This is a genomic window from Methanobrevibacter sp. (assembly GCF_030539665.1).
Lineage (GTDB): Archaea > Methanobacteriota > Methanobacteria > Methanobacteriales > Methanobacteriaceae > Methanocatella.
This window is the reverse complement of sequence record NZ_JAUNXR010000001.1, coordinates 223,964-247,384: the sequence shown is the minus strand read 5'-3', so window position 1 is coordinate 247,384 and position 23,421 is coordinate 223,964. Positions and strand designations below refer to the sequence as shown.

24 protein-coding genes are annotated in these 23,421 nt (G+C 32.7%); 12 read left to right on the top strand and 12 right to left on the bottom strand.

Features of this window, described 5'->3' with window-relative positions; translation table 11 throughout:
- Positions 1–28 precede the first annotated feature (28 nt).
- On the bottom strand, positions 29–757 hold the full coding sequence (locus Q4P18_RS01140; RefSeq protein WP_303334632.1) for an ABC transporter permease: 729 nt from the start codon (positions 755–757) through the stop codon (positions 29–31).
- On the bottom strand, positions 750–1,682 hold the full coding sequence (locus Q4P18_RS01135) for an ABC transporter ATP-binding protein (protein ID WP_303334630.1): 933 nt from the start codon (positions 1,680–1,682) through the stop codon (positions 750–752). Before Q4P18_RS01135 ends, Q4P18_RS01140 begins: the two co-directional genes overlap by 8 nt.
- A gap of 443 nt (positions 1,683–2,125) precedes the next feature.
- On the opposite strand from Q4P18_RS01135, the gene Q4P18_RS01130 reads away from it, so the two are divergent.
- Positions 2,126–2,599 carry an Lrp/AsnC family transcriptional regulator gene (locus Q4P18_RS01130; RefSeq protein ID WP_303334628.1) on the top strand — a complete coding sequence of 158 codons (474 nt, stop codon included), beginning with the start codon at positions 2,126–2,128 and terminating at the stop codon, positions 2,597–2,599.
- A gap of 115 nt (positions 2,600–2,714) precedes the next feature.
- Here the strand turns inward: Q4P18_RS01130 and Q4P18_RS01125 are convergent, their stop codons facing one another.
- The gene (locus Q4P18_RS01125; protein ID WP_303334626.1) at positions 2,715–3,587 is read right to left on the bottom strand and encodes a carboxypeptidase-like regulatory domain-containing protein; all 873 of its coding nucleotides are present in this window, start codon (positions 3,585–3,587) and stop codon (positions 2,715–2,717) included.
- Entirely contained in the window at positions 3,533–4,327 is a 795-nt protein-coding gene (locus Q4P18_RS01120) for a right-handed parallel beta-helix repeat-containing protein (protein ID WP_303334624.1), read from the bottom strand. The genes Q4P18_RS01125 and Q4P18_RS01120 overlap by 55 nt, the downstream gene beginning before the upstream one ends.
- A 1,098-nt stretch (positions 4,328–5,425) precedes the next feature.
- On the opposite strand from Q4P18_RS01120, the gene mptA reads away from it, so the two are divergent.
- From mptA to Q4P18_RS01095, 5 genes are all read left to right on the top strand, one after another.
- Positions 5,426–6,364, top strand: coding sequence for a GTP cyclohydrolase MptA (gene mptA, locus Q4P18_RS01115; RefSeq protein WP_303334622.1), 939 nt, complete (start codon positions 5,426–5,428; stop codon positions 6,362–6,364).
- Positions 6,365–6,373: 9 nt separating this feature from the next.
- Positions 6,374–6,811, top strand: coding sequence for a DUF2120 family protein (locus Q4P18_RS01110; RefSeq protein WP_303334620.1), 438 nt, complete (start codon positions 6,374–6,376; stop codon positions 6,809–6,811).
- Positions 6,812–6,814: 3 nt separating this feature from the next.
- Positions 6,815–7,897 (top strand): 7,8-didemethyl-8-hydroxy-5-deazariboflavin synthase subunit CofG, encoded by a 1,083-nt coding sequence (gene cofG, locus Q4P18_RS01105; protein WP_303334618.1) that lies wholly within the window; start codon positions 6,815–6,817, stop codon positions 7,895–7,897.
- A gap of 130 nt (positions 7,898–8,027) precedes the next feature.
- Positions 8,028–8,570, top strand: coding sequence for a hypothetical protein (locus tag Q4P18_RS01100; protein WP_303334616.1), 543 nt, complete (start codon positions 8,028–8,030; stop codon positions 8,568–8,570).
- On the top strand, positions 8,567–9,220 hold the full coding sequence (locus Q4P18_RS01095) for a hypothetical protein (RefSeq protein WP_303334614.1): 654 nt from the start codon (positions 8,567–8,569) through the stop codon (positions 9,218–9,220). Before Q4P18_RS01100 ends, Q4P18_RS01095 begins: the two co-directional genes overlap by 4 nt.
- On the opposite strand, the gene Q4P18_RS01090 is transcribed toward Q4P18_RS01095, so the two are convergent.
- Positions 9,221–9,949 carry a class I SAM-dependent methyltransferase family protein gene (locus Q4P18_RS01090; protein WP_303334612.1) on the bottom strand — a complete coding sequence of 243 codons (729 nt, stop codon included), beginning with the start codon at positions 9,947–9,949 and terminating at the stop codon, positions 9,221–9,223.
- A 197-nt stretch (positions 9,950–10,146) separates the two neighbouring features.
- Here Q4P18_RS01090 and psmB point away from each other — a divergent pair, with 197 nt between their 5' ends.
- The 4 genes from psmB to comC all read left to right on the top strand — a co-directional run bounded on the left by psmB (position 10,147) and on the right by comC (position 14,948).
- Complete coding sequence (gene psmB / locus Q4P18_RS01085) at positions 10,147–10,767, top strand: archaeal proteasome endopeptidase complex subunit beta (protein WP_303334610.1); 621 nt, start codon at positions 10,147–10,149, stop codon at positions 10,765–10,767.
- 124 nt (positions 10,768–10,891) lie between these two features.
- Entirely contained in the window at positions 10,892–12,802 is a 1,911-nt protein-coding gene (locus tag Q4P18_RS01080) for a beta-CASP ribonuclease aCPSF1 (RefSeq protein ID WP_303334607.1), read from the top strand.
- 88 nt (positions 12,803–12,890) lie between these two features.
- Complete coding sequence (gene purM, locus Q4P18_RS01075) at positions 12,891–13,910, top strand: phosphoribosylformylglycinamidine cyclo-ligase (protein ID WP_303334605.1); 1,020 nt, start codon at positions 12,891–12,893, stop codon at positions 13,908–13,910.
- 12 nt (positions 13,911–13,922) lie between these two features.
- On the top strand, positions 13,923–14,948 hold the full coding sequence (gene comC / locus Q4P18_RS01070; protein ID WP_303334603.1) for an L-sulfolactate dehydrogenase: 1,026 nt from the start codon (positions 13,923–13,925) through the stop codon (positions 14,946–14,948).
- A 5-nt stretch (positions 14,949–14,953) separates the two neighbouring features.
- Here the strand turns inward: comC and Q4P18_RS01065 are convergent, their stop codons facing one another.
- From Q4P18_RS01065 to Q4P18_RS01050, 4 genes are read right to left on the bottom strand one after another with little or no spacing between them, the layout of a single operon-like run.
- Positions 14,954–16,750 (bottom strand): DNA-directed DNA polymerase, encoded by a 1,797-nt coding sequence (locus Q4P18_RS01065; protein ID WP_303334601.1) that lies wholly within the window; start codon positions 16,748–16,750, stop codon positions 14,954–14,956.
- A gap of 1 nt (position 16,751) precedes the next feature.
- Positions 16,752–17,780, bottom strand: a complete 1,029-nt coding sequence (locus tag Q4P18_RS01060; protein WP_303334599.1) for an AI-2E family transporter — start codon at positions 17,778–17,780, stop codon at positions 16,752–16,754.
- Positions 17,781–17,792: 12 nt separating this feature from the next.
- Complete coding sequence (locus Q4P18_RS01055) at positions 17,793–18,599, bottom strand: dihydroorotate dehydrogenase electron transfer subunit (protein ID WP_303334597.1); 807 nt, start codon at positions 18,597–18,599, stop codon at positions 17,793–17,795.
- Entirely contained in the window at positions 18,592–19,512 is a 921-nt protein-coding gene (locus Q4P18_RS01050) for a dihydroorotate dehydrogenase (RefSeq protein ID WP_303334595.1), read from the bottom strand. The genes Q4P18_RS01055 and Q4P18_RS01050 overlap by 8 nt, the downstream gene beginning before the upstream one ends.
- Before the next feature lie 98 nt (positions 19,513–19,610).
- Here Q4P18_RS01050 and Q4P18_RS01045 point away from each other — a divergent pair, with 98 nt between their 5' ends.
- Together Q4P18_RS01045 and Q4P18_RS01040 are read left to right on the top strand one after the other, a co-directional pair.
- The gene (locus Q4P18_RS01045; RefSeq protein ID WP_303334593.1) at positions 19,611–20,789 is read left to right on the top strand and encodes an NOP5/NOP56 family protein; all 1,179 of its coding nucleotides are present in this window, start codon (positions 19,611–19,613) and stop codon (positions 20,787–20,789) included.
- Between the two features lie 3 nt (positions 20,790–20,792).
- Positions 20,793–21,437: a fibrillarin-like rRNA/tRNA 2'-O-methyltransferase gene (locus Q4P18_RS01040; RefSeq protein ID WP_303334591.1), complete on the top strand. Its 645-nt coding sequence runs from the start codon at positions 20,793–20,795 to the stop codon at positions 21,435–21,437.
- Between the two features lie 229 nt (positions 21,438–21,666).
- On the opposite strand, the gene Q4P18_RS01035 is transcribed toward Q4P18_RS01040, so the two are convergent.
- From Q4P18_RS01035 to Q4P18_RS01025, 3 genes are all read right to left on the bottom strand, one after another.
- Entirely contained in the window at positions 21,667–22,242 is a 576-nt protein-coding gene (locus Q4P18_RS01035) for a phosphopantothenoylcysteine decarboxylase (protein WP_303335151.1), read from the bottom strand.
- Between the two features lie 70 nt (positions 22,243–22,312).
- Positions 22,313–22,819, bottom strand: coding sequence for a flavoprotein (locus Q4P18_RS01030; protein WP_303334589.1), 507 nt, complete (start codon positions 22,817–22,819; stop codon positions 22,313–22,315).
- Positions 22,820–22,851: 32 nt separating this feature from the next.
- Positions 22,852–23,391 (bottom strand): hypothetical protein, encoded by a 540-nt coding sequence (locus Q4P18_RS01025; protein ID WP_303334587.1) that lies wholly within the window; start codon positions 23,389–23,391, stop codon positions 22,852–22,854.
- Between the last annotated feature and the right edge of the window lie 30 nt (positions 23,392–23,421).

The following is a 23,421-nucleotide window of genomic DNA, read 5'->3' as shown; positions in this document are numbered from 1 at the left end:
ATAATTACTTAAAAAAATGATGTGAATTTTATAGAGCCACATCACTTTTATTGAAATATATCATGCTTAGCAACAGTCCAAAAATTCCTGTTAAAGCTATAATCAATAAGGGAACCTCTACCCCATAGCCATAAGGAGCCAACTCATTGCAGACAATTAAAAATGGACTGCAAAATGGTGAAAGCGGAGCGTAATCAGTGCTGTAAACTATGAAATTTGAGATTGCGACAATAACACCCCCAATGACTCCCGGAACAATATTCTTAAATATTAAAGATATGAATAAGAATGGAGTTATCACAACAGCGAGCAAAATATTTGCACCAACAAATTGAATGAAGTAATTAAACAACATATTGAAGTCAATGTCAGTAGCTCCACCCGCATATCCCAAGACAACTGAAACTATGAAGGTTATTAAGGTTAATGCAAATACGAGTATTAGAACCATGACCCATTTTCCCAATATAAACTTGTTTTTAGAAATTGGAGTTGTTAAAATTGATTTCAGTGTATGATCATTATATTCCATTACAATCAAGTAGGCTGCAAGTAGCGCATAGATTATTACATTAAATAAAACAATCCCAACACTAACAATTTGATCCAAAAAGAATTTCATTGATATTGGACCCATTGCTCCCATCATCAAACCCAAAAACATTAAAAATGAAGGAGTTAAAATTCCCAATATCAATATGATGAAAAATTTGGACCTCCTTAACTTTAAAAATTCCATTTCGATGAAATCAAGCATTGGCGTCACCACCTATCAAATCTGTAAAATACTGCTCAAGATTTTCCTTTACCAAGCTAACGTTTGTAACTTCAATGCCCGCATTTACAAAAAGAGTGTTAATTGAACCCCTTGAGTCCAAATGGGTGAACAGAATAATGTTATCATCTGAATCCACCACATAATCCCTGTTTTCAACCAATCCTAGTTCACCTAAAAGATTTTCAGCCAATGAAAGGTCGCTTACACTAAACAAAACATGTTTTCTTATTTTATTTTGAAGATTTGAGATAGAAATTTCCTCAATCAATTTTCCGTTATCCATTATTCCAATCATGTCAGCAACATGCTCTATTTCACTCAAGATGTGGCTAGATATCAATATTGTCATACCATAATCATCAGCCAGGCTTCTTAAAATTTCCCTGATTTCTTGAATTCCCACAGGATCCAATCCATTGATTGGCTCATCTAAAATCAACAGGTCAGGGTTTTTAAGCAGCGCTAATGCAATACCTAATCTTTGTTTCATGCCCAGAGAATAATTTTTATATAGTTTATTCTTATTTTCAGTTAACGATACCATTTCTAAAACTGATTTAACATTATCTTCACTGTATCCTCCAGCCAATTTTGAAAAAAGTCTTAAGTTTTCCTCACCCGTCAGATTATGGTAGAAACCAGGCATTTCAATTATGGATCCTATATTTTTATAAACTGGATCTGTTGAGCTTTTTACAGTTCTGCCAAACAAGTTAATATTGCCGGAGCTAGCATTTGCCAATTTTAAAATCATGCACATTGTAGTTGTTTTTCCAGCCCCATTTTTCCCTAAAAGACCATAAATCTGGCCCTTTTTAATCTTAATATTTACAGAATCTACAACCTTGTTTTTACCATATTCTTTGGTTAAGTTTTCAGTTTTTAAAATATAATTTTCTTCCATAAAATCACCAATATGTAAAAAATATATTACATATGTAAAAATTATATTACATCATATATAAATGTTTTTGAAAAATGAGAAATGGAGGAAAAAAGAGGTGAATTTGAAGATAGCCAAATAAGGAATTTAAAATAAAGATAAGTTAGAGTAAGATTTTGAATGTTAATTTAATTTGGCTACTTCAAACCTCTCAAATATGTAAAATAAATTTTACATATGTAAAGATTATATTACATTATATATAAATGTTTTTGAAAAACATGATGCGGCATATTTCAGACCTCCCAATGTGGAATAAATAATATTTGAAAAAGTCGATAAAAATTATATAAATATTAACAAAATTAGAAAAATATTGTACAAATATTTAAAAAAAAGGTATAGTTATAAATATATCTTCAACAATAATAATAATTATATAAAAGTTTTATATAGGGATTTATATGGCGAAAGATAATGAAATTATTACACTTGATGAAACAGACATCAATATTTTAAAAATAATAAACGAAGATGTAAGAACATCATATAGGCAAATATCCCGTAGTTTAGATGTTTCTGTAGGAACCGTACATAACCGTATTGATAAAATGGTAAAATCTGGAGTTATCAAGAAGTTCTCACCAGTCATTGATCATAGGAAATTAGGTTATGTGTTAACAACAATCATTGGAGTAAGAGTAAAAGGTGGAAAACTTAAAAACTGGGAAGAAAAAACCTTTTTCAATAAGAATGTTGTTGGAATATATGATGTTACAGGAGAATATGACGCTTTTTTAATAGCTAAATTCAAAGACACCGATGAATTAAATTCATTTATTAAGGAACTTTTAAAAGACCCTATTATAGAAAGGACCTATACACAAACAGTACTTGACGTAATCAAAGAGGACATGGGTTCATCAAACATATTATAATGAAAATGAAGCTATAATCAAAAAGATTATGGTTTTATTTTTTAAAAATTATTATAACAGCGTTATTAAATGTTCGTTAAAAAAAGGAAGAGAAAACATTCTCTTCAAAAAAAAACTAATGTAGAATCCAGTCAAACAAGCATAAAAATGATAGAACCGAATTGGTTGAATTGCCCTTTGAAGTTTCATTAATATATGCAAACATTGATGCATAAGCAGAATCAATGGCATCCAATATTATTTTGATGACATCATAAATATCTTTAAAAGCTGAATTAACATTATTCTTAAACTTTAAACTATTCTTAAATACACCTTTGCCTACAGCCCAATTTTTGTTTCCAACAGTGGGAACCTTTATGCTAGAATCAGCACCATTACCTGCTGAACCATTGTTATCAACAGAAGAAGTGTTCCCATCATCTGCAGAATCATTCTTGTCAACGGAAGAAGTGTTCCCATCATCTGCAGAATCATTCTTGTCAACGGAAGAAGAATTATCATCATTGAGGGAAAGTACCGTGATAACATTTTGAGTTGTAGAATTGTAATAATTATCATTTCCTTTATAAGTAACAGACACGTCATATTTTCCAGGCATTAAATTAATAGGAAGTGAAACTGAACCGTTTTTGTCACTGACAAGAACATAATGAACATTTTTAATAGTTATGTCAATATCCTGATTAGAAATCGGATTTCCATCATTATCCAATAATATAACTTCATATTTAGTTCCATTTTTATAAAATAGTGAAATATCCTCTCCAACTAACTTTGTTTCAACTTTTTTAACTAGCCAGGAATTGAGAATGACTGTTTTGCCGTTGGTATCAAAACGATCCTTCCAAACATAAGGATAATCAGTGGAATTTAAAGGATTGTTAGTTCCCCAATAGTTGTCATTGAAGTTTAAAAGATTGCCTTCAGTGACTACAACGCTGATATACACATCCATACCGCCATTGCCCTGCAAATGTGGACGCAATATAACATTTCCATAGATGTCATTGTCGTGGAAAACTGCAGTGGAGTATTTTTCTTCACCTTCTTCGTAGATGTATATTCACCACCCATTATTCCAGCTGTGTTGTTTACAATGGTATTGTTGATAGCCACCAATCTGGATGCTGAAGTAATTCCTGCACCTGCCTCATCTGCATAATTACAGACAATGTAGCAGTTATATATGTAGGAATCCACATCGGTCCAAGTGTAAATCGCTCCACCCCAACCATTTCCACCGGAAGCTAAATTATACATGAAAGTACAATTGTCAATCAAATGATAATCAGAGAATTTTACCCTAATGGCCCCACCATCACGTCCAGCAGTGTTGTTGTAAAATTGACAATTCTTAATTACTGATTCTGAAAGATATGTGGAAACTGCACCTCCATCATGAACGCAATCATTTCCAATAAAAATAGAATTGGTCAATACCATCTTACCTGCAGTTGAACCTTCACGGGCATTGGAGACTGCACCTCCATTATAACCTGCAGAATTGTTTATGAATCTGCAGTTATCTATGTTAAGAGTACACCCCCTACTGTCAATTACCGCTCCGCTTTCACCGTATGCATGTTGACCGTTGATAAAGGTAATGTTTACAAAGGTAACTTTAGCTTTGTCTCTGATTTGGAACATGACTCCTTTTTTGCTACCGTCAATTATGACCTTATCAGCAGATCCATTTCCAATAAATGTCAAATCCTTATTTACCAAAATTCCATTGGCATAATATGTTCCTTCATTTAAATAAATGGTATCTCCTTTTGTAGCTGAATCTACTGCATCATTTATAGAATCCGTTGGATCAATAGAATATCATTATCCGTATATTCGGCTGAAACTGTTGATAGACTTATAATAAAACAAAAAATTACCAATAAAAGTAAAAACTTTTTATTTCTTATAATCACAATTCCTCCAAATATCAATTAAAAGACTAAAATCATTAGTCACTATTAATATATCGAATATAATATTAATAAATATCGTTTATTAAGCTATTTTTTCTAAATGAATTGATTATATAAGAATTATTCCTCAAACAAAAATATCGAAAGTAATTGATTATAAATCGAAAATTGACAATAAAATTGTTAATAAAAAAAGGCATCTAAAAAAACAGTAAAAACAACAGAGGTGATTTTAACCTTTACCTATATCTATTACCCTTTTTTATCTCCAAATAAAGGATAAAACCACCTTGCCAAACACTGACAAACACCAACCATATATCTATACCATCTCATCTCCCAGTATAGTGCTCACCAATGCTCTTGTTTTTGCACATCTCCTACAATGTATCAAAGCATATACCAATTAACTTCAAAACTTAAAGCTAATTACTAATACTTAGTAAGAACTACTATATAAAGCTTCCTATTTGATTTGAAATATTTTTAGTTAAATTAAAATTGAATGAAATATTATACAATTATTTAAGAAATAAATTAAAAAATATTTAAAAAAATATTTTTTTACTGAATAAAACAATAATATAAAATTATAAATTTAGAAATAATTAAAATATTGAAAATTGACAAAAAAATCATATAAAAAAATCAATAATATATAAAATTAAATCAAAATTTTATAATATCATTTAATATTTTTTAAAATCAATGACCATATTTCAATAAAAAATTAGAATTTTATAAAAAATAATAGAACAAATAATCAAATGAAATTGATAAAACACAAGTGAAACTAACAAATATCATGAAAAAAGCCCAAATATGAAGTTATTTCAAAAAATACATATATTAGTTAAAAATAAAAATAATATATTAAGAATTTAAAATCGAGGTTTTAAAATTGGCAATATGTTTACCCGACACTCAAGATGACTCACCTGAAATACCAATTAGTTTAACAAGGGTAGGAGTTACTGGAGTTAAGAAATTAATACAACTTGAAAGAAAAGATAAAAGACCAATTATTTTAGTTCCAACTTTTGATGCATTTGTTGATTTGCCAAATGATCAAAAAGGAGTGCACATGTCCAGAAGTCCTGAAGCAATCAGCGAAGTACTGGAAAGTGTAACAAACGATAAAAGTATGGAAGTAGAATATATTTGTGCTGAAATTGTAAATACAATGATGACCAAGCACGAATACGCAAAACGTGTAGAAATTTCAATGATTACAGACTACATGTATATGAAAGAATCTCCAGTTACAAAAAATAAAACACAGGAAATGGCTAAATTAATAGCTAAAGCCGTCGGTATAAGAAAAAATGGAGAAATAAAAATAAGAAAAAGTGTTGGTATTGAATTAATCGGTATGACTGTTTGCCCATGTGCTCAAGAATCTGTTAAAGAATCTAACAAAACAGAATTGCTTAAATTTTTAGATGAAGAAACAGTGCAAAAAGTATTAGATACCGTTAGTTTTGCTTCCCACAACCAAAGAGGTGTTGGAACATTATTAATAGAAGTTCCAGAACACAAAGAAGTAAAAGGAAGCGACATAATCGAAATTATCGAACAATCAATGAGTTCACCAGTTTGTGAATTATTAAAAAGACCTGACGAAAACGCAACTGTATTGAATGCGCATTCAAATCCTGTATTTGTAGAAGATTGTGTTAGAAACATGATGGAAAGAGTAGCTAAAAAATATGTGGACTTCCCAGATGACACATTAATAACAGCTCGTCAAGAGAACCAGGAAAGTATACACAGACATAATGCATATGCAGAAAAAGTAACTACACTTGGAGAACTTAAAGAAGAACTTAATATCAATTAGGTGCATACTATGGACCAACTATACAAGATAGCGGGAACCGTAATGGGTTTTTTTGATGCATTCAAAGGATCAAGACCTGCTATAGACAATAAAAAAATTTTAATCGTAAGGGGAAGATCCAGAAAGGTAATTCCTATTGACGATTTAAATAAAAAGCTGGAAGAAGTTGGAAAAGAACTTGGAGCTAGCGAAGTTACCAATGCCGATAAAATATCAGATATATTAGAGCTTGGAGATAAACAAATTCAAAGTACAGAAACCGTAACAGGAGTTATTGACAGTTCAGGTTTTATGAAAATGAAACAGGAACTGGAGACATTAGGCCTTGTTGCTGCATATAAAGTTTTTGAAGTTCCAGGATGCAATATTGTAATAGCTATCTGGGAAGACAAAAACGAAGTCCCTCCATTATATGTAGAAGTAACAGTTTCTAGAACTGAGGGATAGATAATGAACACTTATTCTAAAGAAGAGCTTGTTTCCTTTCTTAAAGCTGAGAAAGGAGATTTGACTTCTCTTTTAAGCAAAATTACACTTGATGAGGAATTTATTACTTATTCTAAAAATGTCTTCATACCGCTGACCAAAATCTGCAAAAACGATTGCGGTTACTGCAATTTCAAAAGAACCCCAGAAGACGACGATGTCATTATTTTAAAAACCAAAGATGAAGTGCTCTACGAATTAAAACAGGCTGAAAAATACGGATGTAAGGAAGCATTATTTACATATGGTGAAGATGCTGATGAGGAGGAAGTTGTAAAGCGACGCCTGACACAGCTAGGTTACGATTCAATGACCGATTATGTAGTTGACATTTGCCGAATGACCCTAGATGAAACAAGCCTGTTGCCACATTCAAACGGCGGAAATTACAGCTATGAAGATTTGAAAAAGCTAAAGGAAGTTAATGCATCAATGGGGATGATGCTTGAAAACTCATCACCTCGCCTGATGAATCTTCCTGCACATAATAAAAGTCCTGGAAAGGATCCTAAAAGAAGAATTGAAACAATAGCAAATGCTGGAAGACTTAAAATTCCATACACTACAGGAATCCTGATAGGAATCGGTGAGACTAAAGAGGAGATAGTAGACTCATTATTAACCATTCGCGATCTTTATGACAAGTATGGACATATTCAGGAAGTTATCATTCAAAACTTCACACCATCACCAGGAATCGAAATGGAAGATGAGGATACCGTCAGCCTATTTGACATGATGAAAGCTGTTCTGGTTGGAAAAATAATATTTGCAGACACTCCAGTTTCAATTCAAATTCCACCTAACCTAAATTATGATACTGCACAGATCTTCCTTCTTTGTGGAGCAGACGATTGGGGAGGAGTTTCACCCGTTTCAATCGATTTTGTAAATCCTACATCACCATGGCCTACTTTGGATGAACTAAGAAAGATTACTGAAAATGCAGGCTATGAGTTGAGGGAAAGATTGTGCATTTATGAGCATTATATAAACTCCCAATGGTTAAATGAAGAATTGCTAGAAAAATGTAAAAAATTGCTTTGATTTTAAAAATAACTATTAATTTACTTTTTTATGAAAAATTGATTTCAAATACAACTGAAACCTTATAAACCATTAAGTACAATCATTATTTACTAAAACAAATTCATCGATGAGTTTAGGAGGTTTCAAAATGAACAACCTAAATCAAATAGGCAGCCCCATAACCATGACAATAAACGAAAGCATAGTTTCCATTGATTCCATCAAAGAATCAATCCATCATTTATTTGAACTTCTAAAAGAGTTTGTTGAAGATAAAATACCAAAAATATCTTATAAAAAGAAAGAGAAAACATTGGAAGTTTTAATTGATGAAGTTAAAAATTCATTTGAAGAGTTGGATGAAGAATTCATAAGTTTAGAAGAATATGAAAATGAATACATGTATTTTCAAGACATATCATTATTCTTTTCATATATGGTAAATAATAATATTCTTACATTGGAAAATATTGAATTAATTTATAAAATGGTGAACTTATTTTCAAATTTAATCCACCTAAAGGTTAATGGAACTGAAAAAGAATACGATAATTACTTAATAGACTTTATAATAAATTTTGATGATTGTGAAGATAAATTTTATAATGAAATCTACAAACCATCGGAAAACTACAATGAAAAAGCCCTATCTGAAATATTAGCTAACTTGTTAAATATGGGGGGAGAATGAACTCATTTGTAGATACGAATGTGCCAATTTCATATTGCTTTAACTTAGACCCATTTAATAGGAAATCTGAAACAATATTTAAAAAATATCAAAACATTTATTGGTCAAACACCGTACTGAATGAATTCAAAAAAACATTGAATAATAAAAAGAATGCTTTAAGAAAATTTTATACAGAATTTTTAATTCATTTGAAAAAATGCAGCCATTTTTATGAACATCAAATCGAGGAATATATATCTTCTTTAAAAATGAGTAAAAAAAGTCTAAAACATTTTAAAACCAGCTTAATATTATTCTGGCAAATTTATATTGAAGAGCGTTTTCCACAAATTGAAATGGTTAAACGGAGTGTTGAAGACCTATTAATTGAATTAAATATAATTCCCTATAAAAATAGGAAAAAATTGATAGAAATAATCAAAACAACTCCAAAAAGAATTGAAAGTTATGAAAACCTATTGAATAAGATCAATGAATTAGGCGTTCATTACCCAGACAATGAAATTCTTTTGGATGCCTATGATTTTAATATGAATTATTGCAAAGCATTGGATTTCATAACATTTGACTTGAAGTGCTATGAAGCAGCAAGTGAAATCAGGGAATTTCTATTTAACGAAGCTAAGGGAATTTATGACTTTTGGTAGCTAGTCAAATTGAACATCGGCAACAATATGCATCACGCCAGGTGCATACCTTTTAATTTTTTGAATGTTGAGCAATTCAACAGACCTTCCATTTGCAGCTTCCCGAACCCTTTTTATAGGCCTGGTTTCAATCAATTTGTCCGGAACCGTTTCATGATAATGAATTATGCCGTTCTTATTTAAAGAACCAATAGCCACATCCAAAAAGTGATGGGTTGTTTTAACATAGCCCATAATTATCCTATCTGCACTATAATTGGGAACTATGTCTCTATTGTCTCCCAAAATCGGAGTTATGTTGCCAATCTTATTTAGCCTTATATTTTCCTTTAAAAAATGAAATGAATTGGGGTTAATTTCTGTTGAGATAATCTCCTTTGCATTGCTGAATTTGCCTATGGGAATTGAAAAATAACCTATTCCTGCAAACATATCAATTACTGTTTCGTTTTCCTCCACCAGTCCGGCAATTCTTATCCTTTCGTTGTTGTTTCCCTTAGACCACATCACCTTTGACAAATCCAACTTGAAAAGACATTTGTTTTCCTTATTTATTGTCTCTGTTTCACTGCCGTAGAGCAATTCCATCTTGGGCTCTCTTTTTTGGCCGTGAATCCTATCTATCTTTATTATTGATTTGACATTGTGCATTTTAGCCAACTGTTCAAAATTAGCGGAATCATCGTATTTGTCTAAAACCAATATGTCCCCTATTTTTTTCCATTTCATTGAAAAAACCTCGCAAGTTTTAAACTATGCAAAACTTTATATATGTAAATACATAATATATATGTAGTTAGTTTATATACTAATGTTGATTCTGATTTTATAAATAATTTATAAAGATATATTTATGATTATTTTTATATAACCTATGAAGTAGTTGAAATAAGATAAAATTTTAAATACTTATATGAGGTGTAGAAATGAACGATAAAATTTTAGAAGGTACAACAACAGTCGGAATTACATGTGAAGATGGTGTTGTATTTGCAAGCGAAAGAAGAGCAAGTATGGGAAACCTTGTTGCTCACAAAGTTGCTGAAAAAATATTCAAAATCAATGATCATATAGTAACAACCATAGCAGGTTCTGTAGGAGATGCACAGAGTTTAATGAAAGTTATTGAGGCTGAAGTATCTTTATATGAAATGAGAAACAATACCCCAATTTCAATTAAAGCAGCTGCTTCCTTAACTGCTAATATTTTACGCTCCGGACCAATGATGGTTCAAACATTACTTGGTGGAGTAGATGATAACGGACCTTCCTTATACTCACTTGACCCAGCAGGAGGTATGATTAAAGACACATTCATATCAACTGGATCTGGATCTATCGTTGCATATGGAGTATTAGAAGACAGGTACCAAGAAGGCATTAACGTTGACGAAGGATTAGAAATAGCCGTAAGAGCTATAAAAGCTGCTGCTGAACGTGACACATATTCAGGAAATGGATATCTTGTCGCTAAAGTAGACAAAGATGGCTTTGAAATGTTAGATGATGAAAAAGTTAATAAAATATTAGAAGAAATCAAGAACTAGTTTTTTCATATACTAACTATTTTTTTATATAACAGTGTAAATAGGTTATGAATTAAACTAATTATAGCCACTGCGGCTTTTCATAACTCTATCTTTACACATAACTTTTTTTTGAAGGGATTATATGACTTCAGAGAGCATAAAGGAGATTAAAAAAACTATTGTAAGTAACTTGCCAAAAGATGCAGAGGTTTCGAAAGTAGAATATGAAGGCCCCGCAGTAGTTGCTTACACTAAAAATCCACAAATTATAACCGAACATGGAGATACAATAAGAAAATTGGCAAAAGACTTAAGAAAACGTATTATTATTCGTTCTGATAAATCTGTTTTACTTGATCCGGAAAAAACAATTGACAAAGTTCATGAAATTGTTCCGGAAGGAGCTGAAATAACAGACATTTACTTTGATACCGTAACTCGTGAAGTAGTTATCACTGCTAAAAAACCAGGACTTGTAATTGGAAAATACGGAGCAACTTCAAGAAATATCGTAAAGAATACTGGATGGGCTCCAAAAATCTTAAGAACACCTCCAATCAGTTCAGAGATAATCGGAAAAATAAGAAATACATTGAAAAATCATACAAAAGAACGTAAAAAATTCCTTTTGAACTTAGGGCAAAGAATCCATCAGGATGGAAAATATCCAAATGACTGGGCTCGTGTAACCTCAATGGGAGGATTTAAAGAAGTAGGACGTTCTTCAATGCTTTTACAAACACCAAATAGTCGTGTTTTACTCGATTGTGGTGTGAATGTAGCTGCTAATGACAATAAAAATGCATTCCCTTATTTAAACGTACCTGAATTTTCAATTGAGGATTTGGATGCGGTCATCATTTCACATGCTCACCTTGACCACTGTGGATTTGTTCCTTACTTATATCATTATGGCTACGATGGTCCAATCTATTGTACAACACCTACTAGAGATTTGATGACCCTTTTACAGTTAGACCATATTGATATAGCTCATAGAGAAGATAATCCTTTACCGTTTAATAGAAAACATGTACAGCAAGCTATTAAAAATACCATTACTCTTGATTATGGGGAAGTAACCGACATTTCTCCAGACATCAGATTAACTTTACACAATGCAGGACATATCCTAGGTTCTGCAATGTCCCATATGCATATTGGTGATGGTGCTCACAACCTGGTATACACTGGGGATTTCAAATACGAAAGAAGCAGATTATTAGAGCCTGCAACTACAAGATTCCCACGTTCTGAAACCGTAATTATGGAAAGTACATACGGTGGAAGAGAAGACGTACAACCATCAAGAAACTCTGCAGAAAAAGAAATGATGAAAACCATTTACAAAACTTTAAAACGCGGAGGAAAAGTTTTAGTACCTGTATTTGCAGTAGGAAGAGCACAGGAACTTATGGTAGTACTTGAAGAATACATGAGACATGGAATGATTGACGAAGTACCGATTTACATTGACGGTATGATTTGGGAAGCTACTGCAATTCATACCGCAAGACCGGAATACTTAAGTAAAGATTTGAGAGACCAAATATTCCATATGGGCAGAAACCCATTCATGTCAGAAATGTTTAAAAAAGTACACAACCTTGACCAAAGAAAGGACATTGTAGAAAGTCCGGAACCTGCAATCATTCTTTCAACATCAGGTATGTTGACTGGTGGAAACTCTGTTGAATACTTCAAATGGTTAAGTGAAGACGAAAGAAATACTTTAATCTTTGTAGGATACCAATCTGAAGGATCCCTAGGTAGAAGAGTTCAAAAGGGATGGAAAGAAATCCCTCTTGAAGATGACGGTAAAAATAAAGTGTTCAACATAAAAATGCAAGTTAAAACCATTAATGGATTCAGTGGTCACTCCAACAGGCATCAACTGATGGATTATGTAAAAAGACTTAATCCAAGACCTGATTTAATTTTAACCTGTCACGGAGACCCATATAAAGCAGTTGACCTTGCATCCAGTGTCCACAGAAGTTATAAAATTGACACTAAAACTCCTGTGAATTTGGACAGTGTTAGAATCCAATAATAAAAAAACAATAATTAAATAATAATTAAAACAAAATAATAATGAAAGTTAAATTCTTTAAAAATTTAATAATAGATAGGTGTTATTAATGGTTACATATTCAGAATCTGGTGTTGATATAGACCTTGAAGCTGTTACAGTTGATAAACTTGCATCAAAACTCAAATCAACCCTTAAATATAGAGATATCATGACCAATAGCGGTCATTATGCAGCTTTAGTAAGATTAGGCGATAAGGCAATAGCAATGAGTACTGATGGTGTTGGTAGTAAAATTTTAATCGCTGAAATGATGGACAAATACGATACTGTCGGTATTGACTGTATTGCAATGGTTGTAAATGACATCATATGTATTGGAGCAGAACCAATAGCATTAGTAGATTATCTCGCTGTTGAGAAACCAAATCCAGAAATGGCTGCAGAAATAGCTGAAGGTCTTGTAAAAGGAGCACATGAATCTAAAATAGCTATCATTGGTGGAGAAACCGCATCACTTCCAGGAATCATTGAAAACTTTGATTTGGCTGGAACCGGTATTGGTTTTGTTGATACTGATAAAATTATTACTGGAGAAAATATTAAAACCGGAGACGTTTTAATAGGTCTTAAAAGTAGTGGAATACACAGTAACGGTTATAGTTTAGCCAGAAAAGCCATTTTTGAAGATGCTGGATTAACCATAAATGACAAAATGCCTAATGGAGATACAACCATTGGTGAAGAATTGCTCAAACCTACAAGATTATACGTAGAGCCTATTGTTAAATTATTTAAAGAAAACTGTAAAATAAATGGTTTGGCGCATATTACTGGAGGAGGATTTACTAACCTCAGACGTCTTAAAGAAGGCGTAGGATATGAAATCAACAATCTTCCAGAAGTTCCAGAAATTTTCAAATTAATATATGAACAAAACGTTCCTTTAGAAGAGATGTATAGAGTGTTCAATATGGGAACTGGTTTTGTCGTAATAGCTGACGAGTCTGAGGCTGATAAAATTATGGAAATCATCAAACCATATTGTGATTGTCAGATTATTGGAAAAGCTACAGACGATGACAAAATTACTATAAAAACCTTTGAAGGTAGTGAAATTGAATATTAAGGCGGTGAAAAAATGAAAATAACAAAAGATAATGAAATTGCTCTTGTAGAAGAAATTTTAAAAAAGTTAGGTGCTAGTGAAGAAGATAGTGAACTTGTAGCTGAAGCAACTGTTGATGCTGATTTAAAAGGATTTACTTCACATGGTCTTGGAAGATTCCCACAATACATTATCGGTATTGAACATGGAACTATCAATTTAGAAGACAATATCACTATTGAAAGAGAAACACCTGCAATCGCTTTAATTAACGGTAATAGTGGATTTGGACAAGCTGTTGCATACAAAGCTATGAAATTAGCTATTGAAAAAGCAAAAGAAGTAGGTATTGGTTGTGTTGGTGTGCACAATTCCAATCATTTTGGTGTAACCGGTTTTTACTCAGATTTAGCTATTAGAGATGGCGTCATAGGTCTTGTACTTGCAAATACAGAACCTGCAATTGCTCCAATTGGTGCTAAAGACAAGCTTATCGGAACCAACCCTATTGCATTAGGAGTTCCTTCAGATACTTATATTGCATTAGATATGGCAACTTCCGCTACTGCTCGTGGAAAAATATTAGAATCCAAAAGAAAAGGATTAGACATTCCTGACGGATGGGCTTTGGATAAAGATGGAAAACCAACCAACGATCCTGATGCAGCACTTGAAGGTTCAATTTTACCATTCGGTGGAGTTAAAGGTTATTTAATTGCATTCATGATTGAAATATTAACTGGACCATTAGTAAATGCAGGCTGGGGTTTTGGAGTAACTGGAACTGCTGATCCTACTCAAGACTGTACAAAAGGAGATTTGTATGTTGCAATTGATCCTTCTAAATTTGTAGACCCTGAACAATTCAAAGAAGAAACCGAAGCTTTCTGTGCTCAAGTAAGATCCACTGGTGATACCTTCATTCCAGGAGATTTGGAAACAAAAAGAGTTGCTGAAGCAGAAGCTAATGGAATTCAAATTGATGAAAAATTATATGAACAGTTAAACGAAATTTGTTCTAATTTAGATATTGATTTAGATTCATATCTAGAAGAATAATTTAATTATTCTTCATCCTTATTTTTTTTATATTTTGCATAAAAACCATCGGTATCTGCATATATTGCATAAAAACCGTATTTTTCCGCTTCTTTTATTGATTTTTTAATATATTGCCTTCCCCATGCAGTAATTGCTTTTGCACATTCGAATGAATACCATCTGAAACGTGGGAATCCATAAATACCATACATTGTGTTGGCCAGTCTTTTTATTGCCTGCTGTTGCACATCCAATGTTCTTTTTTCGATTGGGTCTGTGCTTTCTTTCATTGCACGTTTTATTTTGAACCTTTCATTGAGAATTTTAGCTATAACTGACGGGATGAAACCTTTTGGCTCTTTTTTAAATTTGAATTCATGTTCTGGTGCGACATTGTAGTCGTCAATGTTTTCCACCTCTCCAAATTCCAAGACATCTGGAGAAATGTTTTTTGAAATGATGATACTTGGATACAGACTTCTGAAATCGAACTGAACGAGATTTTCATGCAACCCTGTATCTGGCTCCCTTACGTAACCTCCTGCATTATTGTCTGCAGTTTGCCTATCTGTAAAATTAGCATTTGACTTGTTAGGAATGACCTCATCATCAAAATATGCCTCTTTTACCAAAAACCATTCTGCCTGTTGACCTGTGGCCATACGACTTAAATCAAATAGTGGCTGACCTACAATATGGGTAAGTTCTAGGTTTAATGGCAAAGTCTGTTCAGCTATTTCAAGAGTTGCCACTACATCATCCAGTGAGTAGTCAAAAAGCAGGTCGAGCTTTTCACCATCGCTATCCCAATATTGCCATATCTTATCACCGGGAACGTCTATTTTTTCTATGCCGAATAATTCCTCGTAAACCCGTTCCAATGTATATCTCTCTAAAGACATATAACGCCTCATTACAAGATAGAGATCAACATGAACCAATCCTTTAATTGAAGCTGCATTTGCATATCCGCGACGTATGAATTTAACTGTGGATCCATCCATACCTATATCTATATCAACGTCTAAAATTTTTGCTCTGTCTTTAAGATATGGGAAATCGAAATTATCTGAATTATATCCAACAATAATGTCAACATTGCTTTTCTTAATCAAATCTACAAAAGTTTCAATCATCTCCTTTTCCGAACCAACAGTTTCAACGAAATCATTTTCAGTTGTCTTGTTCTTAGTGGAGATAACCTTTCTGACACCAAAATTGCTGTAGACACCAATCATGATGATTTCATCCTCATCAGGATTCGGCATTCCCCTAGGATTTCTAACTTCCAAATCAAAACTAAGAATTCTGAAATCAGTTACATTCCCATTGACGGTTTCAAGAGGCTCTGTTAGCTTAATAATTTCAATGTCCAACTTATCGGCATCTAAAGTTCCAAATGATTCTAATGATTCCCCAACAGCCTTGACTTTAGTCATCGGAATTACATTCTTATTAATCAGATATCTTCTGTAAAAAGGAATGTCAAATTCCCTTATCTCAACCACTTCACTTAAGCCCCTAAGAGTATCCCTATGCTTAGCCAATGACTGAGGATTTTTAAATGTGACTTTAAGAAAATCTGTTTCATACTGAAAATCTTTCCTAACCACCTTTTCAATTTCCACATCGGAAATCTCTTCAAGAATCTCCTTTTCACACTCATCCGGAAGCCCCACAGGAAGAACATATAAATAAGGTTTAAATGAATCGTCAATCAGAACAACATTATTTTCATTTTCCTTTGCAAAAAGACGAATAACCGGAGAATCATCTTCAGTTACATAATCAATGTCTAAAATCACAACCTCTTTTTCCATTTTACTCCACTTCCCTTTTCTGCTCATTTTTATAGCTTACCAATACTGCATAAGTAATTCCCAATATTAAAGGCCCCATAATAAATCCTACAATTCCATAAACCAAAGGACCTGCCAAAAATCCAATTAACAATATTAAAGGCGGAACTTCAGCATAATGACTTGATAATGCAGGCCTTATGTACATATCACTTAAACTCAATCCAAATCCAAATAACAAAACTATGATCATCCGCACATAATTTCCATTGAAGAAATCCCATATGGCCAGCACCCAATATATCGGCCAAGGCCCGATTACAGGAATCAGCTGAAAGATACCAGTCAAGATACCTAAAAATATCCCATAAGGATAACCTAAAAGAGAGTAGCCAACAGCAGCAATGATACCTAAAATTAAAGCTGTTAAAAAATGACCATAAAAAATACTGTTTAGAACATTTTTGACTTCAGAACAGGTTTCTTTGAAGAAATTTTTATGTTTGTCCGGCACCAACTCTTCAACGAAATCATATGCTTTATTCCCATCTCTTGCAAAATAAAATAGAGAACAGATCAGTACGAATAGCTTAATTGAAATGTCAGGCAATTTCTTAGCCAATCCCATAATATAATTTAAAACAATGCTTCCGCCCTGATTGATTGAATTGTCAACATAATCGATTAAGCTACTTGCCGAATAATCAATCGGCAAATAATTTGTAAAGGTTGCAATGCTCTGATTCAAATTTAATGACGAAATCTGATTTGCAGCTATGAAATCTGAAGTAACACCGACAATGACCGATAGCATATATGCCAGTAAAAGAATTAAAGGAATAATAACCAAAATAATGGCCACTATAATTGAAACTGAAGAATATTTTAAGCTAGATTGAATTTTAAGTGAAATTGGCCTTATTAGAAAAGCTAAAATAGCTCCTAAAATAACCATGTCCAAAACAGGAACCATTACACAAAGAGACAATCCTAAAAGTACAGCAATAAGCAAAATAGGAGCAGTTATGTATTCCTTAATATCTTTTTCCATCAATATCACGATTTAAAGCTTTATACCTGAAGCGTCTCTCTTATATTTTCCGAACTCATCGATTTTGGCCAAGTTCTCTTTATTGAAAATAGGTCCTTCAGCACATACTCTCCATCCAGTCGGGTCAAGGCAACATTGCCCACATATTCCAATAGCGCATTTCATGTACCTTTCAAGTGAAAATTCGTAATCAATTTCATGCTCGTTCAGGATATCATAAATACCTTTCATCATGATTTCAGGCCCGCAAACAAATACCATGTCAAAATCATTCTCTTTAAGAACTTCCAAACAGCAGTCTGTTGCAAATCCTTCAAAACCAAAAGATCCATCATCAGTACAAGCATGAATTGTAGCGCCAAGCTCTTTCAAAGAGTTCATGAATAAAAGCTCATCATAAGTAACTCCTGCAGTTATAACATCAACATTATTTCCTTTAATGAGCAGATCCTTAGCTATTGCATTAATTGGGGCCATTCCAACTCCGCCACCAATAGCCAATATCCTTTTGTCTTCAAAATCTGTTTTGAATCCATGGCCATAACTTCCGCGAATTCCTATCTGGTCACCCTCATCTAATTGATGAAGAGAGTTAGTAAACTCACCAACATTTTTTACAGAAATTCCCAATTGACCATTATGCTCGTCAATAACTGAAATGGACATTGGCTTTTCATTTTCAAAATTCCAAACCATTACAAATTCCCCAGGATTAGGAACTCCGTATTTGTCCATATCCCAATTAAATAAAAATGTTTTAATAGTTGGTGTTTCTTCTACAATCTTCTCGATATTAACAATAACTGGAGCATTAACCATTTATATCACCATGTGCTAAACCAATCATTTCCTCAATTGAAGAAAATCCTTTTTCTTTCATGAATCCCTCTAAACCAATGTTAATCCTATTGAAAACATCTACGCCCTCATTCATAATAGAAGTTCCTATTTGAACTGCACTTGCTCCAGCATAAATAAATTCAACAACATCACGATAATTGGAAATTCCTCCAACACCTATAATTGGAATATCAACCGCATCATAAACTACAAACACATCACGAATAGCGATTGGCTTTACGGCCTTACCGCTCATTCCACCCATCTTATTTGACAAAACAGGCTTTGCAACATCAATATTTATTACCATTCCAGGACCTAATGAGTTAATAAGTGTCAATCCATCTGCACCTGCATCTTCACAGGCCTTTGCAATTTCAGCGATGTCTGTAACATTTGGAGTTAATTTAGCTAAAATTGGAACATCTGACACTTCACTGGCAGCAGATACTATTTTGTGAGAAAGATTAGGGTCCTGACCAATAGCTGCCCCACAACCGGCCATTGCATGAGGACAGGAAATATTTAATTCAATCATATCAACATATTCCTGAACTGCTTCAACAAGATAACTGAATTCCTCAGGCATGGATCCGTAAATAGAAGCAATTACTGCCTTTCCCTCATCAGCGTTGACTTTCTTAATTTCTTCTAAAAAGTTATCAACACCTGGATTGGACAAACCAATCGCATTGATAATTCCACAATCAACCCCTACTGTTGTAGGGTTTATGTAACCAGGATTAGGATCTTTTGAAAAAGATTTAGTAACAACCCCACCTGCTCCTGAGTTTAAAATCATATTAAGAGAAGATGAATTGCTTCCCAATATTCCTGCGGCTAACATTAAAGGATTTTCCAATTCAACACCACAAACATTAGTCTTCAACATTTAATACACCAACATTATTTAATTAAATAATAACTTTGTTTGCTAAATCATTTATAATTATGTAAAGATATTTAAAAATAAAAATTAATAATAAATCTATGGATTGCTATATAACATATTTTATTGGTGGTTTTCTAGCTTTTAAAGACAACCAAGATTTAATTAAAATAAAACCATTTCCAAAAGACGAGATAGTTTCTAGAATGATTTCTCTTGAAAATAAGGAGCTTGTAGCTGAAGAGATAGAAATTATTGAAGAATTGGAAAATGAATTTGATAACATCATAATAGAATCAAACAAAAGAACTTCTGATTTTAAGGATTTTAAAAATGTCGAGATAAAAACACCAAATTTGGGTGGAGAAACACTACGTGAAAATCTTGACAAATACATGGATGATTTTGACATGTCCAAAGAGGAATTTATCAAATATTACAGGAAACTAAGCCTCTATAAAATGAAGGAACTTTCAAAATCAGAAGACAAGCATCTGATACAGGCCATCAACAGTATTGATGATATTGACGAAGCCATCAGCAAATTGATTGAAAGAATAAGGGAATGGTATGCACTATACTTCCCCGAAATGGACATGATTAGAAATAACGAGACTTACATAAAGCTAATCTCCGAAAATAAAACAAAATCAAAAATCATTGAAGCGAAACCTGACGCTTTTCTGATTGATGTTGATGAATTTGATGATGAGGACATTAATCAGGAAGACCTGGACATTATAAACAACTATGCAAATTCAATATATGAACTTCAAAACACTAGAAAAAGCATTGAAAAATATATTGAAATGAAAATGGAATCAATTGCCCCTAACTTAAAGGCACTTGTAGGGCCAACACTTGGAGCAAAACTAATATCCCATGCAGGAGGAATCAAAAGGCTTTCCACATACCCATCAAGTACAGTGCAGATAATGGGTGCTGAAAAAGCATTGTTCAGACATCTTAAAAGTGGAGATAGGCCTCCAAAATATGGTTTGATATACCAACATCCAAAAGTAAGAGGTTCAAAATGGTGGAATAGGGGAAAAATAGCAAGAACCCTTGCATCAAGAATATCATTAGCTACACGTAAAGACGTCTATACCAAGGACATCGATCCGGAAATATATGAGAAATTTGAACAGAAAGTAGAAGAGATTGAAAAAGCAAATCCGTTCCCAACAAAAACCACCAAAAGACGTCAAGAGGAAAAAACAAAAGGACGTAAAAAAGCTAAAAAAGGTAAAAAAAGAAAAAACAAAAGAAGAAGGAAGTAAAACATGAAAGTTTATTTAAAAGAAGACCAAATAGCTACTGAAAATTTAGTTCCAGGGATTTCAGTCTATGGTGAAAAACTGCTCAAGGAAGATGACAAAGAATACAGGCTTTGGAATCCTTACCGTTCGAAATTAGCTGCAGGCCTAATGAATGGACTATCAAATTTAGACATTGTAGAGGATGAAAAAATACTCTATTTAGGTGCTTCTACAGGAACTACAGTTTCCCACATTTCAGATATCGCAATAAATGGAATGGTTTATGCTGTGGAATTTTCACCTGTGACCTGTAAAAAACTTGTAAGATTATCCAATAGACGTTCAAATATTGCCCCAATACTTGGAGATGCCACAAAGCCCAAACAATATTTGAATCTGGTTGAAAAGGTGGATTTGGTTTATTGTGATGTTGCACAGCCAACCCAAACAAGCCTATTTATGAAAAACATGAACCTTTTTGCCAAGGAAGATGGAATAGGATTGTTAATGCTTAAGGCAAGAAGTATTGATGTAGTCCAAAAACCTAAAAAAATCTTCAAAGAAGAGGAAAAGAAGCTAAAAGAAAAAGGGTTCAAGATTATTGAAAAAATCAAACTAGAACCTTATGAAAAAGACCACATCGGCTTTTTAGTTGAGAAAAATTTTTAGTAAAAAATTGTTAAAATATATATTATAATTAGCTATTTATAATATAAAAAACAATAATTAATATGTTAATGCAATTTATATAAAGTTCAAAAACGACCTCCTCTAGGGACATTCACTCTTTTAAAAAACTCCAAAAGGACACTACCTAGAGGATTGAACTTATAAAAGAGCAAATAATTTATCTATTTTTGAAATAAAACTTCAATACTGTTAAAAAAATAAGGAAAAATCAAATTTTTCTCAAAATCTCATCCCAAATTATTTTAGAGATTTCTTTTTTAGATTTTAAAGGTGTTTCAATTATTTCATCGCCAATGATCAAAACCTTGTTATTGTCAGATCCGAAGGTGCAATTTCTATCCCCAACATCATTAGCCACCACCAAATCCGTCTTTGAGTTTTTAATCTGATTTTTAGCACTTTCTATCAATTCGCTTCTTTGGGCGTTATACAATGCTTTAAAACCCACTAGAAAGATTGAAGGATTAATCTCCTTAACCTTGCTTAGGATTTTTACTGTAGGTTTTAATATGATGTCCAAATTATTTTCAGATGAAACCTTGGAATCTTTGAACTCGCTTATTTTAAAATCAGAAACAGCAGCGGTCGAAATAAAAATATCATGTTCGGGAACTAAATCAAAAACTGCTTCGGCCATATCTTGAGTAGTTTTAACATGAACTGAATTGAAAAGTGAAGAGATTTTAACGGAAACGTTTCCAACAATCACTGTCACATCAGCTCCACGAATATAAGCTTCTTTAGCTAATTCCAAACCCATTTTTCCAGAAGAATTATTGCTGATTCCCCTTACCGCATCAATAGGTTCGAATGTTCCGCCTAAACTAATTAAAACTTTCTTATTAATAATATCACTACTTGTTTTGATTTATTAACCTTAATGATTCGAGAACAATGTCTTCCTTGTCTGGAAATTTGGCCTTTCCCTCATCCATTCTTGGTTTAAGGAAATTTGCAGAACCTTCATCTTTAATTTTTTGAATATTGTCCTTAACTGCTGTGTACATTGAGTCATGCATAGATGGGACGAACAAAATTGGAGTATTGTGGCCATATGCAGTAATCAAAAGTGTGGAAATTGGATTGTCCGCTATTTTATATGCAAATTTACTGATTGTATTCGCAGTAGCTGGAGCTACCAATATCAAATCCTCTTGGCTATATTTAACATGCTCTATTTTACCTGTAAGTTCTGTGACAACTTCATTACCAGTTGCGAACTCCATTGCATTTGGAGTTATAATATCACATGCTGCCTGACTCATAAAACATTTAACTTCAACATCATTCCTTCTAATTTCACGAGCTAATTTAATAGCTTCAGTTGCAGCAATACTTCCAGTAACACATAAAACAATCATAATAAAACCTCAAAAATTAAAAAAATAAAAAATTAGTTTATTTGAATATTATGAATAACATAATCAAATATTTTTAAATTTGAATCAAATTGATCTATAGGAGCACTATACATTATAACATAAGCCTCGTCGCCATGCTCAAGCCATATGGCCTTATGTTCCCTTTGAGTACCATTAATATCAGATGTATAGGTATATTCAAGGCCTTCCATATCCCCAACAGCTACCTGACCAGAGGAAGTTAAATTATAATCCCCAATCTTTTTCATTTTAGCATAAGTGTCATTTACAAAAGTTTCGAATGAACCCTCAAACTTATCCCTTTCAATATTAATGTTAACTTCAGCAACTCCATTTGAATCAACAGAGCTTAAATCTGAAATAGCAATTATTGAATAGTTAGATGATGCTTTTGAAATACCCCAATCTGATGGAAATCTAATTGTAATTCCATCCTTAGATATAGATTGGATGTCTCCAGGATTACCAGAAGCCTGATTATCAGCCATAACACATCCAATAGAACATATCATTCCAATAACAATTAAAATCACAATTACATGTCTTTTCATAAAATCACCTTAAATAAAATAAAAAGGGAT